At 64.5% G+C, this 16,718-nt stretch carries 12 protein-coding genes and 2 pseudogenes; 10 read left to right on the forward strand and 4 right to left on the reverse strand.

What is annotated here, in order from left to right; translation table 11 throughout:
* Nucleotides 1–56 precede the first annotated feature (56 nt).
* Nucleotides 57–776 carry a YdcF family protein gene (locus tag HDG34_RS33380; RefSeq protein WP_409259671.1) on the reverse strand — a complete coding sequence of 240 codons (720 nt, stop codon included), beginning with the start codon at nt 774–776 and terminating at the stop codon, nt 57–59.
* Between the two features lie 265 nt (nt 777–1,041).
* On the opposite strand from HDG34_RS33380, the gene HDG34_RS33385 reads away from it, so the two are divergent.
* Nucleotides 1,042–1,365 carry a hypothetical protein gene (locus HDG34_RS33385; RefSeq protein ID WP_018418368.1) on the forward strand — a complete coding sequence of 108 codons (324 nt, stop codon included), beginning with the start codon at nt 1,042–1,044 and terminating at the stop codon, nt 1,363–1,365.
* A 372-nt stretch (nt 1,366–1,737) separates the two neighbouring features.
* Here the strand turns inward: HDG34_RS33385 and HDG34_RS33390 are convergent, their stop codons facing one another.
* Together HDG34_RS33390 and HDG34_RS33395 are read right to left on the reverse strand one after the other, a co-directional pair.
* The gene (locus HDG34_RS33390; RefSeq protein ID WP_090804114.1) at nt 1,738–1,989 is read right to left on the reverse strand and encodes a hypothetical protein; all 252 of its coding nucleotides are present in this window, start codon (nt 1,987–1,989) and stop codon (nt 1,738–1,740) included.
* Between the two features lie 334 nt (nt 1,990–2,323).
* Nucleotides 2,324–2,719 (reverse strand): annotated as a pseudogene (locus HDG34_RS33395) (transposase); the annotation flags it as partial.
* A gap of 403 nt (nt 2,720–3,122) precedes the next feature.
* Between HDG34_RS33395 and HDG34_RS33400 the strand changes: the two are divergent.
* The 4 genes from HDG34_RS33400 (at nt 3,123) to rluB (ending at nt 8,694) form a co-directional block, all read left to right on the forward strand.
* A complete protein-coding gene (locus tag HDG34_RS33400; protein WP_184066760.1) occupies nt 3,123–4,025 on the forward strand; it encodes a LysR family transcriptional regulator in 903 nt (300 codons plus the stop codon).
* Nucleotides 4,026–4,215: 190 nt separating this feature from the next.
* A complete protein-coding gene (locus HDG34_RS33405; protein WP_184066763.1) occupies nt 4,216–5,436 on the forward strand; it encodes a pyridoxal phosphate-dependent aminotransferase in 1,221 nt (406 codons plus the stop codon).
* A gap of 375 nt (nt 5,437–5,811) precedes the next feature.
* Nucleotides 5,812–6,855, forward strand: coding sequence for an SMC-Scp complex subunit ScpB (scpB, locus tag HDG34_RS33410; RefSeq protein ID WP_184066766.1), 1,044 nt, complete (start codon nt 5,812–5,814; stop codon nt 6,853–6,855).
* Between the two features lie 63 nt (nt 6,856–6,918).
* A complete protein-coding gene (gene rluB / locus HDG34_RS33415) occupies nt 6,919–8,694 on the forward strand; it encodes a 23S rRNA pseudouridine(2605) synthase RluB (RefSeq protein WP_184066769.1) in 1,776 nt (591 codons plus the stop codon).
* 302 nt (nt 8,695–8,996) lie between these two features.
* Here rluB and HDG34_RS33420 read toward each other — a convergent pair.
* Nucleotides 8,997–9,463: pseudogene (locus HDG34_RS33420) on the reverse strand (transposase); the annotation flags it as partial.
* Nucleotides 9,464–10,117: 654 nt separating this feature from the next.
* Here HDG34_RS33420 and rimP point away from each other — a divergent pair.
* The 5 genes from rimP (at nt 10,118) to truB (ending at nt 16,666) form a co-directional block, all read left to right on the forward strand.
* Nucleotides 10,118–10,576 carry a ribosome maturation factor RimP gene (gene rimP, locus HDG34_RS33425; protein ID WP_184066771.1) on the forward strand — a complete coding sequence of 153 codons (459 nt, stop codon included), beginning with the start codon at nt 10,118–10,120 and terminating at the stop codon, nt 10,574–10,576.
* Nucleotides 10,573–12,048, forward strand: a complete 1,476-nt coding sequence (nusA, locus tag HDG34_RS33430; RefSeq protein ID WP_176120042.1) for a transcription termination factor NusA — start codon at nt 10,573–10,575, stop codon at nt 12,046–12,048. Before rimP ends, nusA begins: the two co-directional genes overlap by 4 nt.
* Nucleotides 12,049–12,142: 94 nt before the next feature.
* The gene (gene infB, locus HDG34_RS33435; RefSeq protein WP_184066774.1) at nt 12,143–15,064 is read left to right on the forward strand and encodes a translation initiation factor IF-2; all 2,922 of its coding nucleotides are present in this window, start codon (nt 12,143–12,145) and stop codon (nt 15,062–15,064) included.
* A 222-nt stretch (nt 15,065–15,286) separates the two neighbouring features.
* On the forward strand, nt 15,287–15,652 hold the full coding sequence (gene rbfA / locus HDG34_RS33440) for a 30S ribosome-binding factor RbfA (RefSeq protein WP_008922231.1): 366 nt from the start codon (nt 15,287–15,289) through the stop codon (nt 15,650–15,652).
* A 78-nt stretch (nt 15,653–15,730) separates the two neighbouring features.
* Nucleotides 15,731–16,666: a tRNA pseudouridine(55) synthase TruB gene (gene truB, locus HDG34_RS33445; protein WP_184066777.1), complete on the forward strand. Its 936-nt coding sequence runs from the start codon at nt 15,731–15,733 to the stop codon at nt 16,664–16,666.
* The last annotated feature ends 52 nt before the right edge of the window (nt 16,667–16,718 follow it).

Below are 16,718 nucleotides of genomic sequence, written 5' to 3' on the forward strand. Positions count from 1 at the left end.
GGTTGAATAAACCGCGACGTCCTCGAGTGCGAGAGCGCAGCGGCCTACATCGTTCGTCAGAACCAGCCGATCGCGCGATATAGGTGAAATTGCGCGAGGCCGATTAGCTCATGCAACGCTATCTCCGCGGCCACGAGATTGGCGAAGCGCGGCAGCACGCCGATCCGCGCGCGCCGCGCGCTCGAAATCTGCGGCTGCGGCTCGACGCCGAAGCGCTGAAAATCGAGCAGCGCACGCGGCATGTGATACGCGGAGGTGACGAGTATCAACGTGTCGTAATGTGATTGACCGACAATAACCGAGACGTTGCGCGCGTTCTCATAGGTCGTGCGGCTGCGTTGCTCGAGCACGATGTCCGAGCGCGCCACCTGCTGACGCAGCAGATAGGGCAGGTAGGTGTCGGCTTCGGTCGCGCTATGCCGCTGCGGATTGCCGCCGCTGACGATCACCCGGCACGTGCTCGCCGTGCGCTTGCAGGCCGCGTAGTTCTGCGCGCTGACCTCGATGCGCGAGAGGACGTCGCGCGGTGGCACCAGCACGTGGTCGTGGTCGTAGACCGTGCCGCCGCCGAGCAGGATGATCGCGGTGCGTGGCGCAAAGGTGGCGGCCGTGGCGCTTTGTCGTTGCGGCTGCGCCAGATCGAGCAGTGGCGCGGTTAGCCAGCCGGCCGCGAGTAGCCAGAACAGCGCGATCATGCAGACGATGAGCGGCCGGCGCGCACGTTTCCATAGCACGATTGCTGCAAAAAAAAGCGCTAATAAAGTGAATAGAATCAATTTAAATGGGGTAACGTATGTCTTTCGGGACAAATCCACGGGCCTGCCATCGCGCCGCGGCGGTTGCATCGTCGGTTCATGGAGAGAACGCTAACATGCCGTTCTGACGGGGGTTCCGAAAACGAGACCAGGCAGCACCTGGCGGAAATCCGCCGTCAGACAGGCGGCGAGCTTCCGACCAGGAGCGGGTGCTACGCGCGTCGCCGGTGGCGCAGTGACGCGTGGGCATGAATGTGTCATAGCTGCACTTTAAGAAAGAAGTGAGATGACCACGTATTCCAACGAAGCGGTACTTGAAGCGCTGCGGCGAGCGCAATATCGTCAGGTTCCCTGGGCCAGAAGGCCGGGTGTCTTCCAATATCTTCGCGCGCTGGGGCTGATGGACACCGTTCGTCAGCGAACCGTCGCACCGGCGCCAGGCTTTCATGCTCCCGTCGACATCGCGGTGCTCACCGAACGCGGCAAAGCGGAGTTTGCGCGCCTCGAACACGACGAGCGTCTGCTCACATGGACAGCGCAACGCATGAACGATTATGTTCTCGGCGCGGCCGAACCGCAGTCCGCCGCGACAGCCGAAGTCAGATCTTAGCTCAAGGTTCATCGCTTATCCGAACTGAGTCACTGTCCGCCCGGGCATGTCACTCCCTCGGCGGGCCGTCGCTGACGTCGACCGGTCGCCGTGCGCGTCCCGGGGCGAATCTCGGCTTCCCATCGACAAGGCGGCGACGCGATCCGCGCAGGTCGTTGCCGTTGCGCGCCTTTCATGCCATCAACGCCTCGAGGGCGAAAAAAAGCCCGTATCACGAAGATACGGGCATACCGGAATTACTACTGCCACGCTGTGCTAATGGCGTTGAGTCAGACTGGTGCCGCGTCCGGTGGTTCCCCGATCGTAAGTGCGCAATGCAAGATACTGGGCACCGCGTCGCGCGACGCGCCGTCCGAGCGGCGACTTGGCAAATCAACGCCGCCGCTGATCCTCACGCGGCGCGTCGGGCCGTGCCCGCACATTGCTGGCGATATCGCCGCGCAGATCGCCACGCGGCGTCGGCGGCGTGAAGTCGCGATTATGGGCCTCGCTCTGCTGCCACGCTTCCAGCGTGGCTTGGCGGTCCGGGCGCCAGTTCCACCCTTGCGGGCGTTGTTGCGCAATTGCGGGCGCGGCCATCGATGAAATCACAATGCCGCACAACACCAGTGACATTGGTTTCATTCCGAAATCCCCCTCAACCTCGAGCCCCTCGACTCAAGGCCTGTTTGCATAAGTATTAACGTATGCCGGGGGACGAAAGCACGCTGTAATTAATAGTAAATGGATGTTTCACCCGGAGCTATCGGGTAGTTTGGCAGTCTGAGGCAGCGCGCAAGGAGCGCTGTGGCGGTGGTGCGGGAGGCGCGACGAAAGGGGCGCGCGAAGCGGAGAAGACAGCGTCTCGCGGCGACCGTCAAATGCTGGCGGGTCGTGGGCGCGCACGCAATCGTGGAAAGTCGGCTGGATAAAAAACCGGGCGCCTACAGGCGCCCGGTGACCGCGTAGTTTCGCGTCAGGCCATCTTGACCGGCGCGCGCCACGATTCCGGATTGGTCCAGAACGCGCCGCGTAGGCGGTCGCGGCTCGGCGGTGCCGGCGGTTTCGCGGCCGTTGCGCCGATCCGGCCGCGCAGCGAGATTTCGCGGCCGCTCGTGCCAAGCCGTTTCACAATTTCAGCGAGCGTGCCATCGGCTTGCCACTCGTCGAAGCGCCGGCGGCAAGTCGGGGGGGACGGGTAGCGGCCCGGCAACTTGGACCAGCCTTCGCCTGTCGACAACACCCAAAGCACGGCGTTGACCACCGCCCGAGCTTCCACGCGCGGTCGACCGCGCCGTTCGCTGCGCGCCGGTTCGGCGCAGAACAAAGCCTCGACCAGCGCCCACTCGTTATCTCTCAAATCGTCGAACAGCATCATGTTTCACCTCAGCGAAGCTAACTCCGGTGCGCTGCCCCGCGCCGCGCACTCTTCACGCACTCGATAGGCGAGTGCCAAAGGGGACGGGCTTGCCACGGATTGCCATCGGAAATCAGGGCGCCCTCCCTGTGCGTTTCACAACGCACGAAGTGTGCCAATCTGCTGCCGATTGCCTGAAAGCCCCGTGGCGGCGGGCCAACGCGGGCGCCAGCCAGGGCCGTATAAGAATCCAAAAAACCCATCTCGCAAATCGGGACAATCACCAATCTGGGGCAGAAAAGCCCGGCCGGCGTGCGTTCGCGCTTTTTTGCTGCATTGCAGCGCCCACGTGGACGGTGCTATGCCGCATGTATTTAGTCGTACAATGCGCATCAAGCTGCGCTATTGATGAGGTGAACAAATGAATGTGACGCTGCGACAGCTCAGGGTTTTCATCGAGGTGGCGCGCTTGCAAAGCTTCAGTCGGGCCGGCGCCGAAATCGGCCTCACGCAGTCGGCGGTCAGTCGCTGCGTACGCGAGCTCGAAAGCGAGATCGGCCTGAAGCTCATCGATCGCACGACGCGCGAAGTGCAACTAACCGACGTAGGCGGCAACCTCGTGGCGAGTGTGTCGCGACTGCTGGGGGATCTCGACGACGCGTTGCGCGAGATCCGCGAAATCGGCGAGCAGCGCCGCGGACGCGTGGTGGTCGCGGCGAGCCCGACCGTCGCGTGCCGGTTGATGCCGCGCGTAGTCGCGTCGTGCGGACAGCAGTTTCCTTACGTGACGCTTGGGCTGCGCGACGACGTGCAAAGCGACGTAGTGCGCAAGGTGAAGTCGGGTGAAGTGGACTTCGGCGTGATCATCGGCCCGTTCTCCGACGACGATCTGCTCAGCGAGACGCTGATGACGGACTCGTTCTGCATCGTGTCGCGTGACGATCACCGGCTCGCCGCGCGCAAGCAGGTTACGTGGAAGGACCTCGACGGCGAGCAACTCGTGATGCTCGATTATGCGTCCGGCAGCCGCCCCCTCATCGATGCCGTGATGCAGGCGCAGGGCGTGAGCGCCACCGTGGTGCAGGAACTCGGCCATTCGGCGACGGTGTTCGGGCTCGTCGAGGCGGGCGTCGGGATCAGCGTGCTGCCGTGGCTCGCGCTGCCGCTGCCGGCGGGGGCGTCGCTGGTCGCGCGTCCGCTGGTGCCGCGCGCAGAACGCCTCGTCGAACTGGTGCGGCGGCGCGACCGGTCGCTGTCGCCCGCGGCCGAGGCGGTGTGGAATCTGATCCGCCAGTTGCCGGGCCGGGCCGAGGAGTTGAATTAACGGGCGGGATCGCGTGCGATCCGTTCGACTGGTGGATTGGCGCCGGGCGCGGCCCGCCGCCCACACGCCGCCTGCCGCTACTCGCTGCGCCGCTGTCCGGTTACCCGGCGCGCTAAACTACCAACTTCATCGCGCACGCCTTCGCGGTTGCGCCCCGAGCCTCTTATCCTTCACCCACCCGGAAGCCTCGATGAGCGAATTGGACCTGCCCGTGCTCTCCATCCCAAATGCGCGCGACGCCGTACGCGCGCTGCGTCCATCGCAAATCCGTGAAGTCGCGAACGCCGGTTTCGGCGTCGACGACGTGCTGCCGTTCTGGTTCGGCGAGTCCGATCGCGTCACACCCGCATTCATTCGCGACGCCGCGAGCGCCGCGCTCGCCGCCGGCGCGACGTTTTACACGCACAATCTCGGCATCGCGCCATTGCGCGCGGCACTTGCGGGCTACGTCAGCGAGTTGCACGGGGTGACGTCGCCCGAGCACGTCGCGGTCACGAGCGCGGGCGTCAACGCGCTGATGCTCGCCGCGCAGCTGGTGGTCGACAGCGGCGACCGCGTCGTCGCGGTGACGCCGCTATGGCCGAATCTGGTCGAAATCCCGAAGATTCTCGGCGCGCATGTCGAAACCGTCGCGCTCGGCTACGGCGAACGCGGCTGGGAGCTCGACGTCGGGCAATTGCTGACCGCGCTGACGCCTGACACGAAGATGCTGATGATCAACTCGCCGAACAACCCGACCGGCTGGGTGATGAATCGCGACGACCAGCGCAGCGTGCTCGAACATTGCCGGCGGCACGGCATCTGGATCGTCGCGGACGAGGTCTATGAGCGGCTCTACTATCCCGGCGATGACGCTGCCCAGGCGGCCGGTGTGTGCACCGCGCCATCGTTTCTCGACCTCGCGACACGCGACGAACGCGTGATCTGCGTGAATTCGTTCTCGAAAGCCTGGCTGATGACGGGGTGGCGGCTCGGCTGGATCGTCGCGCCGACCGCGTTGATGGACGACCTGGCGAAGCTGGTCGAGTACAACACGTCGTGCGCGCCGTCGTTCGTGCAGCAGGCGGGCGTCGCGGCGCTCGAGCAGGGCGAGCGTTTTACGCAGCAGCTGGTGCGCGACCTGAGGACGTCGCGCGATCATCTGGTGCGCGCGCTGTCGGCGGTTCCCGGCGTCGATGTGAAGGCCCCGCTGGGCGCGATGTATCTGTTCTTCTCGATGCCGGGCTCGACGCGCAGTCTCGATTTGTGCAAGGCGATGGTGCGGGAGGTCGGGCTCGGCGTGGCACCGGGCAGCGCGTTCGGGCCGCAGGGCGAGGGGTTCGTGCGCTGGTGCTATGCGTGCGATACGGTGCGGCTCGATGCCGGCGTTGAGCGCTTGACGCGGTTTCTGGCGCGCCACGCCGGGGCCTGATCATGCGGCCTCGTACGCCCCCCGCGCTTCGTGTTGACGTACCGCGAGCGGCGAAAAGCCGCGAATCGTGAGAATCTTCTTGCTGTCGACTCGACGCGGGCGGGCGCGGCTACACCGGTCATCGCCGCAGCAGAAGATGCACGGCAGATCGCGGCTTTACGCCCCGGTCGTTTTTGCGTAATATGGCGCTCAGTCACGCGATTCCTTTCAGGAATATCGCCGCTCCGTCCGGCTGGGTCTGGCTCGATAAGTCTGTTCGCCACCCCCCGGTGCGTGCTCCCATCAATATGACCGATCAGAATCGGGCGAGCGCGTCTTCAGTTCCACATCGTCTGTTTGATCCGGTTCTTTGACCACAGGGTCTGACCTAGCTGCATGAATACCCAAGAGGCGAAGATCGTCCTCGAGACTGCCTTGATCTGCGCGCAGGAGCCGTTAAAGCTCGGCGAATTGCGCAAGCTCTTTGCCGACGGCGTGTCGGCGGACACTGTTCGGACCTTGCTCGAAGACCTGAAGCGGGACTGGTCTGGGCGCGGTGTGGAGCTGGTCGGGCTGGCGTCGGGCTGGCGGTTTCAAAGCAAGCCCGCGATGCGTTCGTACCTGGATCGGCTGCATCCGGAAAAACCGCCGAAATATTCGCGCGCGGTGCTCGAAACGCTCGCGATCATTGCCTACCGGCAACCGGTGACACGGGGCGATATCGAAGAAATTCGCGGTGTGACGGTGAATACGCAGGTCGTCAAGCAGCTCGAGGATCGCGGCTGGATCGAGGTGATCGGTCATCGCGACGTGCCGGGGCGTCCGGCGCTGTATGCGACCACGCGGCAGTTCCTCGATGACCTTGGTCTAACGGCGCTTGACGAGTTGCCTCCGCTTGCCGATCCGTCCGCACAACTGAACGCGGATCTGCTGGGTCAGCACGCGATCGAGTTTGCCGAGGGCGACGCGCAAAGCATGCAGCAGCCGGTGCAGGTTGCCGGGCACGACATCGTGGGTGAGGCTGGCGAGCCGGCTCCGCCGGAAGCGGCGCAGCACGCCGCGTCGGGATTTGAAGCAGCGCCGCCCGAGACGGTAGCCGAGTCGACGCTCGAACCGGAGCCCCGTGCGGAAGCGACCGGGCAGGCCGGCACGACGAGTGCGTCAGACGCGTCGAGCGCGCCGCACGACATGCAACAACAGCCCGAACCGGCACCCGCGGCAGCGCATGCCAGCGTCGCCGGCTCGGCACAGCATTACGATCCGGTCGCCCAGACCGATCCGGCAACACCCGCGCACGGCTCGGGCGTGGCTCGCAATACGGAGCACGCTGCCGAGCCGAACCCGATCGAGGCGGCGCACGACGATCCCGAGGATCGCCGCGATGCCGCGCAGGACGCAGGTATTCTGACCGACGACGAAACCGAGTCGCGCAGCGCCTGACGTAACCGAACTTTTTTGCCGCGCCCGCAACGGGCGCGCGCGACCTGACATTTTGAGGTTGTTTTGACACATACCCACGACACCGATTCGTCCGAATCCGAGCGCCCCGTGCCGTCGGCGCGGACCGACGAACGCACTACGCAAGCGGCGACAGGCGAGGGCGAGCGCCCGGCTCATGGCGCGGAAGCAGAGGGCGAAGAGCGCCCCCGCCGCGGTCTGCGTCGCGGGCCGCGCAGCCTGATCGCGCGACGCCGCGCCGGCGCGAAGACGAAGGCAGCCGAGGGCGCGCCCGCGCAAGGCGCGCCGGTCGTCGCCGAAACGCCGCCGGACGGCGAGGTCGTCGCCCAGGTGCGCACGCCGCGCAAGGACGCGGGTGCGAAACAGGGCGGGCGTCGTAACGCTGGCGGTGCGAAGCGCGAGGGCGCATCACGCGAAGACCAGCGCGAACGTCAGCCGCGCGAAGGTCAACGTGAGGGCCAGCGCCAGAATCGCCGCGGCGCCGATGCGGCCGCGGAGTCAGCTCAGGACGATCTGTTCTCATACGTGACGTCGCCCGCATTCGATGCCGACAACACCACGACTGGCGGCGTACGCGCGCCGATGCTGCGCCATGGCAAGGCAGCGGCCCCGAAGCGCGTGCTGTCGCCCGATGACGACGCGCCGAAGCTGCACAAGGTGCTCGCCGAGGCGGGCATGGGCTCGCGCCGCGACATGGAAGAGCTGATCATCGCCGGCCGCGTGTCGGTGAACGGCGAACCGGCGCACATCGGCCAGCGCATCATGCCGACCGACCAGGTCCGCATCAACGGCAAGCCGGTCAAGCGCAAGGTCGCCGGCAAGCCTCCGCGCGTGCTGCTGTACCACAAACCGACCGGCGAAATCGTCAGCCACGCGGACCCGGAAGGCCGTCCATCGGTGTTCGACAAGCTGCCACCGATGAAAACCGCCAAGTGGGTCGCGGTCGGGCGTCTCGACTTCAACACCGAAGGTCTGCTGATGCTGACCACCTCGGGCGATCTCGCGAACCGGTTCATGCATCCGCGTTATAGCGTCGAGCGCGAATACGCGGTGCGTGTCGTCGGCGAACTCGCCGAGGGTATGCGTCAGAAGCTGCTAAACGGCGTCGAACTCGAGGACGGCCCGGCGAATTTCTTGCGCATCCGCGACGGCGGCGGCGAAGGCACGAATCACTGGTACCACGTCGCGCTCGCCGAAGGGCGGAATCGCGAGGTACGCCGCATGTTCGAAGCGGCCGGCCTGATGGTCAGCCGGCTGATCCGTACGCGCCACGGCCCGATCTCCCTGCCGCGTGGTCTGAAGCGCGGCCGCTGGGAAGAACTCGAGGACAATCAGGTGCGCGCACTGATGGCATCGGTCGGCCTGAAGGCGCCGACTGAGGAGCGCGGTAGCCGCAATGCGGCGCCGGAGCGTCGTCAGCCGGATCCGATGCAGACGTCGATGGGCTTTATCAACCGCGAGCCGGTGTTGATGTCGCACAGCCGCTTCGAGCAGCAGCCGCGCGGACAGGGTCGCCGTGGCGCGGCGGGCGGTGGCTTCGGCGCGGGGATGGGGGGCGGCACTGGTTCTGGTGTCGGTGTGGGCAATCGCGGCGCCGGGGGGCAGCGCGGCCGCGACGTCGACGGCAACCGCGCGTCGTCGCCCAACGGCAACCGTGCGCGCACTGGCGGCAAGCGTGCCGGCGCGTCCGGCGACAGCGGCGGCAATCGCGGGCCGGGCGGCAATCGTGGCGGCAACGCCAACCGTGCCGGCGGCAACGCGGGTTCGGGCGGCGCGAATCGTGGCGGCGGCACGGCGCGCGGTCGCTCGCGCGGCCGTTGAGCGGGGCGCTGTACCGCGTTTGAGGGGTGGCCGTTGAACGGCCATACCCTTTGGTGCAGTTCGCATGACCTGCCAGGCTGATATGACTCCCGGTGTCAATTGGGATCGGGTTTTTAGTTTCTCGAATTCACGTTGCCGGAATTTCCTCAGGGCGGCGTAGCAGTACATTTCGGCGGTGGATCAAGCTGATATCCGCGGGTTGGGTACCGCACTACAGATGTCCGCCCAATGAGCCTGCCGCTATCTGGAACCGCAAGTCGGATGCAGTAGTCCGTTGCGTAGCCTGGTCGCGGGTTACTCGTCCCAAGCGAGAGTAGAAAGGCCTTCACGCGTTGCCGTGCGCGCTTCAGGTCGTCTTTGGCGCCACCCACGTCCGTGCCAGATCGCGGAACGCTTCGTCGTCGCTCGGCACGTACACCGCGGAGAGGTCACCGGCGCGCAAAGACCGCACAAGCTTGATCGCATCACGCCGCTCAGTCTTGATCCGTTCACCCGGTTTTTTCGGAATCAGCGATCGGGCGCACACGATGCACCCGAATCCCTTCTGCACGAACTGCCGGTAAAGTCCGTAGCCGCATGGACCGGCCTCGCAGACAACGCAGATGTGCCGCACATTCGACTGCAGGCGCCGGCACAGGTGATCGATATCAGCCCGCGTCATACCGATCTTGCCCAGCAGTTCGACTTCGCCCGAGCCCGGCGCATACGCGACCGTGATCGAGTCCTTGTGTACATCGAGACCGACGCACAGCGTGCTATCGTCTTCCATGCTGGCCTCCGTGCCGGAAATCGCCGGGAGCGGCCGTGTCCGCACTGTGCTGCTCTGGCAGCAATGCTAACCCGCGCTTGATTCCTTACGGCGGGCCAGCCATTGCCTCACGGGAGTCATACTGCATACTGACTAGCAATGTCGAGTGCTTCCCGGCCGAGCCGTTTATCGTTTTTGGCGATTTTATGCCGCCTCTTGTTTGCCGCGTTCGCACGGCGTTCCGATGCGTCAAACGCCGTGCGAAACTGCACTGAAGACCGACAGGACGCATCGCCGCAAAGTGTTGGCGTAGCCCGTCCGGCTCCCCTTCCCGACGGCTCGGGCGACCTTGCAAAAGCCCGGATTTGCCGCCACATTGTCGAAAGATTCCTATCAATTCAAGCGGAAATGCACATCGCCCGGCGTTCCGCGGATTGCGTTTGGGCCGGAAAATGGCTACAATCGCGAAGTCGCTGGGCGTACGGTTTCATGTGCGGCTCAGGTGCGACCACCGGCAATAAGATGATGGGCGTTCAGCCCATTTTTTTTTGCCGCTCAGTTCATCGTGGTTCGGCATCTCGGGTTCGCACGAACGTGCGCCGGCTTGGCGCGCGGCCCGCATTGGTTGTTTGCAGAAGAGGCGAGGCTCGCTGCGCGAACATCTAAGAGGGCACTGTGCAACTGACGGAACTGATTGAAACCACGGTCGTGGGACTCGGCTACGAGCTCGTCGATCTCGAGCGCACCGGGCGCGGCATGTTGTGTATCTATATCGACCAGCCAGCCGGCATCGCAATCGAAGACTGCGAGAAAGTCACGCGTCAGCTCCAGCACGTTCTGACGGTCGAAAATATCGATTACGAGCGGCTCGAAGTATCGTCACCCGGTCTCGATCGCCCGCTGAAGAAACTGGCGGATTTTGAACGTTTCGCGGGCAGCGAAGCGGTTATCACACTGAAAAAGCCATTGGACGGTCGGAAATCGTACCGGGGCATTTTGCGTGCTCCGCAAGGCGAGACGATCGGTCTGGAATTTGAAGGAAAAGAAGGGGCCGCGATGCTCGATTTCACGCTCGCGGACATGGACAAGGCGCGCCTTGTTCCGAAAGTTGACTTTAGGAGCCGCAAACAATGAGTCGCGAAGTGTTGATGCTGGTGGATGCGCTGGCACGCGAGAAGAATGTCGATAAGGACGTGGTATTTGCCGCGCTCGAAGCGGCTCTCGCTTCGGCCTCCAAGAAACTCTTCGAAGAAGATGCGGATATCCGCGTCCACATCGACCGTGAAAGCGGCGAGCACGAAACGTTTCGCCGCTGGAAGGTGGTGCCGGACGAAGCAGGTCTGCAGGAACCGGATCAGGAAATTCTTCTGTTCGAGGCGCGCGAGCAGCAGCCCGATATTCAGCTCGACGAGTTCATCGAGGAGCCGGTGCCGTCGATCGAATTCGGCCGTATCGGCGCGCAGGCCGCCAAGCAGGTGATCCTGCAGAAGGTGCGCGACGCCGAGCGCGAGCAGATCCTGAACGACTTCCTCGAGCGCGGCGAACACATCATGACCGGCTCGGTGAAGCGCCTCGACAAGGGCAACTTCATCGTCGAATCGGGTCGCGTCGAAGCGTTGCTGCGCCGCGACCAGCTGATCCCGAAGGAAAACCTTCGGGTGGGCGACCGCGTGCGCGCGTATATCGCGAAGGTCGACCGCACCGCGCGTGGTCCGCAGATCGAGCTGTCGCGTACGGCGCCGGAATTCCTGATGAAGCTGTTCGAGATGGAAGTGCCGGAAATCGAGCAGGGCCTGCTCGAGATCAAGGCGGCGGCTCGCGATCCGGGCGTGCGCGCAAAGATCGGCGTGGTGGCTTATGACAAGCGCATCGATCCGATCGGCACCTGCGTCGGTATTCGCGGCTCGCGCGTGCAGGCCGTACGCAACGAGCTCGGTGGCGAAAACGTCGACATCGTGCTATGGTCGGAAGACCCCGCCCAGTTCGTGATCGGCGCGCTCGCGCCGGCAGCCGTGCAGTCGATCGTCGTCGATGAAGAAAAGCATTCGATGGACGTCGTCGTCGACGAGAACGAACTCGCGGTCGCGATCGGCCGCAGCGGCCAGAACGTGCGGCTTGCCAGCGAGCTCACCGGCTGGCAGATCAACATCATGACGCCGGACGAATCTGCGCAGAAGCAGAATCAGGAGCGCGGCGTCCTGCGCGACCTGTTCATGGCGCGTCTCGATGTCGACGAGGAAGTCGCCGACATCCTGATCGACGAAGGCTTCACGAGCCTTGAAGAGATCGCCTACGTGCCGCTCAACGAAATGCTCGAAATCGAGGCATTCGACGAAGACACCGTTCACGAACTGCGCAACCGCTCGCGCGACGCGCTGTTGACGATGGCGATCGCGAACGAAGAAAAGGTCGAGAATGTAGCGCTCGACCTGAAGAGTCTGGACGGCATGGACGCCGACCTGCTCGCGAAACTGGCCGAACATCAGATCCAGACGCGCGACGAACTCGCCGAGCTGGCCGTGGATGAACTGGTCGAGATGACTGGGATGGGAGAGGATGCCGCTAAGGCGTTGATCATGAAAGCACGTGAACACTGGTTCCAGTGAGAAATGACCATGGCGCACTGAATTGAACGCGGCCGTCAGGCCGCATGACCCGATGCTAACCGCAAGGAATCGGTCCTTGCATTAAGAGGAATGAATGGCGAGTAACAACGTAGCCCAATTTGCCGCGGAACTGAAAATGCCTGCAGGCGTGCTGCTTGAGCAGCTGCAGGCAGCTGGCGTCACAAAAGCGAGCGAAGCCGACTCCTTGTCCGAAACGGACAAGGCGCGTCTGCTCGACCACTTGCGCAAGTCTCACGGCTCGACTGATGCAGACAAGCGCAAGATCACGCTGACGAAACGGCATACGTCGGAGATCAAGCAGTCCGATGCGACGGGCAAAGCTCGCACCATTCAGGTCGAGGTGCGCAAGAAGCGCACGTTCGTCCGCCGCGACGAGACTGTCGCGGAAGGCGGGGATGCATCGAATCATGTGGCCGAGAACGCGGACGCAGAAGATCTCGAACTGCAGCGTCGTGAGGAAGAAGCACGTCACGAAGCTGAGCTGCTCGAAAAGCAGGCGCAGGAGCTGAAGGCGCGCCAGGAACAGCTCGAGCGCGAAGAAGTCGACCGTCAGGCGCGCGAGCAGGCCGCGGAAGCCGAGCGTCAGCGCGCGGAAGAAGATGCAAAGAAGCGCGCAGCGGCTACGGCCGAGGCGGCGGCTCGCGAGAAGGCCCAGCAGGCGGCGGCGAAAGCCGCTGCACCGGTTGCCGAGAAGGCAAACGAGCAGGACGACGAACGCGCGGCAGCGGAACGCGCCGCACAACGCGAAGCCGCGAAGAAAGCGGAAGACGCCGCCCGCGTGGCCGCCGAAAAGGCGCGCGCCGAACAGGAAGAAATCGCCAAGCGCCGCGCGGCGGCCGAAGCCGAAGCGCGCGCGATTCGCGAAATGATGAACACGCCGCGCAAGGCGCAGGTGAAGGCGCCGGAACCGGCACCGAAGCCCGCCGAGCCGGCCAAGGCGGCCGAAGCCAAGGGCACGCTGCATAAGCCGGCGCGTCCGGCTGGTGAAGCACCGGCGCGCCCGGCAGCGAGAAAGCCGGCAACCGCCGCGACTCCGGCGCCCGCGAGCGCACCGTCGGCGGGCGACAAGAAGAAGCCGGGCGGCGGTAAGAGCGGCTGGCAGGACGATGCAGCGAAGCGCCGCGGCATCAAGACGCGCGGCGATTCGAGCGGCGGCGTCGATCGTGGCTGGCGCGGCGGTCCGAAGGGGCGTGGCAAGCATCAGGAGCAGAGCACCACGTTCCAGGCGCCGACCGAACCGATCGTGCGTGAAGTGCATGTGCCGGAAACCGTCACGGTCGCGGATCTCGCGCACAAGATGGCGGTGAAGGCTTCGGAAGTCATCAAGGTGATGATGAAGCTCGGCCAGATGGTCACGATCAACCAGATGCTGGACCAGGAAACGGCGATGATCATCGTCGAGGAACTGGGCCACCATGCGCTCGCGGCGAAGCTGGACGATCCGGAAGCCATGCTGGTCGAAGGCGAAGCGAGCGACGCCGAAGCGCTGCCACGTCCGCCGGTCGTCACGGTGATGGGCCACGTCGACCACGGCAAGACCTCGCTGCTCGACTACATCCGCCGCGCGAAGGTTGCGGCAGGCGAAGCGGGCGGTATTACGCAGCACATCGGCGCCTACCACGTCGAAACGCCGCGCGGCGTGATCACGTTCCTCGACACGCCGGGTCACGAAGCCTTTACGGCAATGCGTGCCCGCGGTGCGAAGGCGACCGATATCGTGATCCTGGTGGTGGCGGCCGACGACGGCGTGATGCCGCAGACGAAGGAAGCGATCTCCCACGCGAAGGCTGGCGGTGTGCCGCTCGTCGTCGCGATCAACAAGATCGACAAGCCGGAAGCGAATCCGGAGCGCGTGAAGCAGGAGCTCGTCACGGAAGGCGTCGTGCCGGAAGAGTACGGCGGCGACTCGCCGTTCGTGCCGGTGTCGGCGAAGACCGGCGCGGGCATCGACGATCTGCTCGAAAACGTGCTGCTGCAGGCCGAGGTGCTGGAGCTGAAGGCACCGGTCGAATCGCCGGCCAAGGGCCTCGTCATCGAAGCGAAGCTTGACAAGGGTAAGGGTCCGGTCGCAACGATCCTCGTCCAGTCAGGTACGCTGAACCGCGGCGACGTCGTGCTGGCAGGCAGCGCCTACGGTCGCGTGCGTGCCATGCTCGACGAAACCGGCAAGCCGACCAAGTCCGCGGGTCCGTCGATCCCGGTCGAAATCCAGGGTCTGTCGGAAGTGCCGCAGGCTGGCGAAGAAGTAATCGTGATGCCGGACGAGCGCAAGGCGCGTGAAGTTGCGCTGTTCCGTCAGGGCAAGTTCCGCGACGTCAAGCTCGCAAAGCAGCAGGCCGCGAAGCTCGAGAACATGCTCGAGCAGATGGGCGAGGGCGAAGTGCAGTACCTGCCGCTCATCGTCAAGGCCGACGTGCAGGGTTCGCAGGAAGCGCTGGTGCAGTCGCTGCAGAAGCTCTCCACCGACGAAGTACGCGTGCAGATCGTGCACGGAGCGGTCGGCGGCATCAGCGAGTCGGACGTCAATCTCGCGACGGCGTCGAAGGCGGTCATCATCGGCTTCAACACCCGCGCGGATGCGCAGGCTCGCAAGCTCGCGGAAGCTAATGGCGTCGACATCCGCTACTACAACATCATCTACGACGCCGTGGATGAGGTGAAGGCGGCAATGTCGGGCATGCTGGCGCCGGAGAAGCGCGAAGTCGTGACGGGCACGGTGGAAGTACGCCAGGTATTCAAGGTGCCGAAGGTCGGCACGGTGGCCGGCTGTATGGTCACGGACGGTTTCGTCAAGCGCTCGTCGTCGGTGCGCGTGCTGCGCAACAACGTCGTCATCTTCACGGGCGAACTCGATTCGCTCAAGCGGTTCAAGGACGATGTGAAGGAAGTCCGTCAGGGCTTCGAGTGCGGTATGTCGATCAAGAACTTCAACGATATCGTCGAAGGCGATCAGTTCGAAGTCTTCGAGGTCACCGAAGTCGCGCGTACGCTGTAATTCACGCGGCACGGCACAACGGGCGGAACGGGCTTGACGCCCGCTCCGCCCGTTGTTTTTGAGCCCGCAGTGTCGAGTTTGTTGCTGGCTTGGCTGCCGCGTTCGTCGCAAATGGACTCTCACCCCGCCGCGGCGACCGCGACGCCGTCGTATCGAACGAATATCGAACACGGCTCGCGCGAACCAATTTTTTGCATCCGTCTTAGCGGAGCACACAACACCATGCCTAAGAAACGTACTACTCCCAATCGCAACGTGCAGATCGCCGATCAGATCCAGCGCGACCTGGCTGAGCTGCTGCGCGAGGTCAAGGATCCGCGCATCGGCATCGTCACATTTCAGAGCGTCGAGCTAACGCCCGACTACGCGCACGCAAAGGTCTACTTCACGACGCTGACGGGCGACCCGCAGCAAACGCTCGAAGCGCTGACGCACGCTGCCGGCCATCTGCGCAATCTGCTGTTCAAGCGCCTGCATATCCACACGGTGCCGACGCTGCATTTCCACTACGACAAGACGATCGAGCGCGCCGTGGAGATGTCGCGTCTGATCGACGAGGCAAATTCCACGCGCGCGAAAGACGACTGAGCGTCTGCCATGCCGTGGCGTTCCATGTAGCGCGCGGCGCCGTTTTTCGCATTTCCCGAACGTTCTGCCTCCCTCGACATGACCGCACCTCAACGCCCCCGCGTGCCGCGTCGCGCGCTCGATGGCGTGCTGCTGCTCGACAAGCCGCTCGGCCTGTCGAGCAACGACGCGCTGGTTCGCGCGAAACGTCTTTATCTGGCGAAAAAGGCGGGCCACACCGGCACGCTCGATCCGCTGGCAACTGGCCTGCTGCCGCTGTGTTTCGGCGAGGCCACCAAGTTTTCGCAAGACTTGCTCGAAGCCGACAAGACCTACGAGGCGACGATGCGCCTCGGTATTCGCACGACCACCGGCGACGCCGAAGGCGAGGCGTTCGACATCCGTGCCGTCGACTGCGACGAAGCGGCGGTGCGGGCGGCTTTGCCGAAATTCATCGGCGAGATCGTTCAGATTCCGCCGATGTACTCGGCGCTCAAGCGCGATGGCAAGCCGCTGTACGAGTACGCGCGCGCCGGCCAGACGGTCAAACGGGAAGGGCGGCAGGTGACGATTCGCGCGCTCGAGCTGATTGCGTGCGCGTTGCCGGATGTGACGTTTCGCGTGACGTGCAGCAAGGGCACCTATGTGCGCACGCTTGCCGAGGATATCGGCGAAGCGCTCGGCTGCGGCGCGCATCTGGTCGCGCTGCGGCGCACGGGCGTCGGCGCGCTGACGCTCGAGCATTCGGTCACGCTCGACGCGTTGTCCTACGCGACCGAACTCGAACGCGACGCATGGCTGCAACCGGTCGACGCGCTGCTGTCCACGTTCCCGCAGGTCTGTCTGAACGACGATGACACGCGCCGCTTCCTTCACGGCCAGCGCCTGAAGCTGTCGTCGCTGACGATCGCCGCCGACGCGGTGAATGCCCCGCGCGTGAGGGTGTACTCGGCGCAGGGGCGGCTTCTGGGGGTCGCGAAGCCGGGCGAAGGCGTGCTCGCGCCCGACCGTCTGATCGTGACGACGGAGAGCTAGAGGTCGCCGTTTTGCCAGCCCGGCGCGGACAATAAAAAAACGGGATCGCCAT

Origin of the sequence: Paraburkholderia sp. HC6.4b, from assembly GCF_014200875.1 — a bacterium.
GTDB classification, from domain to species: Bacteria; Pseudomonadota; Gammaproteobacteria; order Burkholderiales; family Burkholderiaceae; genus Paraburkholderia; species Paraburkholderia tuberum.

What these genes read in the sequence shown, in the direction of transcription:
- HDG34_RS33390 (WP_090804114.1), bottom strand. Translation starts at nt 1,989, where the DNA reads ATGAAACCAATGTCACTGGTGTTGTGCGGCATTGTGATTTCATCGATG.
- rbfA (WP_008922231.1), top strand. Translation starts at nt 15,287, where the DNA reads ATGCCTAAGAAACGTACTACTCCCAATCGCAACGTGCAGATCGCCGAT.
- scpB (WP_184066766.1), top strand. Translation starts at nt 5,812, where the DNA reads ATGAATACCCAAGAGGCGAAGATCGTCCTCGAGACTGCCTTGATCTGC.
- truB (WP_184066777.1), top strand. Translation starts at nt 15,731, where the DNA reads ATGACCGCACCTCAACGCCCCCGCGTGCCGCGTCGCGCGCTCGATGGC.
- infB (WP_184066774.1), top strand. Translation starts at nt 12,143, where the DNA reads ATGGCGAGTAACAACGTAGCCCAATTTGCCGCGGAACTGAAAATGCCT.
- HDG34_RS33385 (WP_018418368.1), top strand. Translation starts at nt 1,042, where the DNA reads ATGACCACGTATTCCAACGAAGCGGTACTTGAAGCGCTGCGGCGAGCG.
- HDG34_RS33400 (WP_184066760.1), top strand. Translation starts at nt 3,123, where the DNA reads ATGAATGTGACGCTGCGACAGCTCAGGGTTTTCATCGAGGTGGCGCGC.
- HDG34_RS33405 (WP_184066763.1), top strand. Translation starts at nt 4,216, where the DNA reads ATGAGCGAATTGGACCTGCCCGTGCTCTCCATCCCAAATGCGCGCGAC.
- nusA (WP_176120042.1), top strand. Translation starts at nt 10,573, where the DNA reads ATGAGTCGCGAAGTGTTGATGCTGGTGGATGCGCTGGCACGCGAGAAG.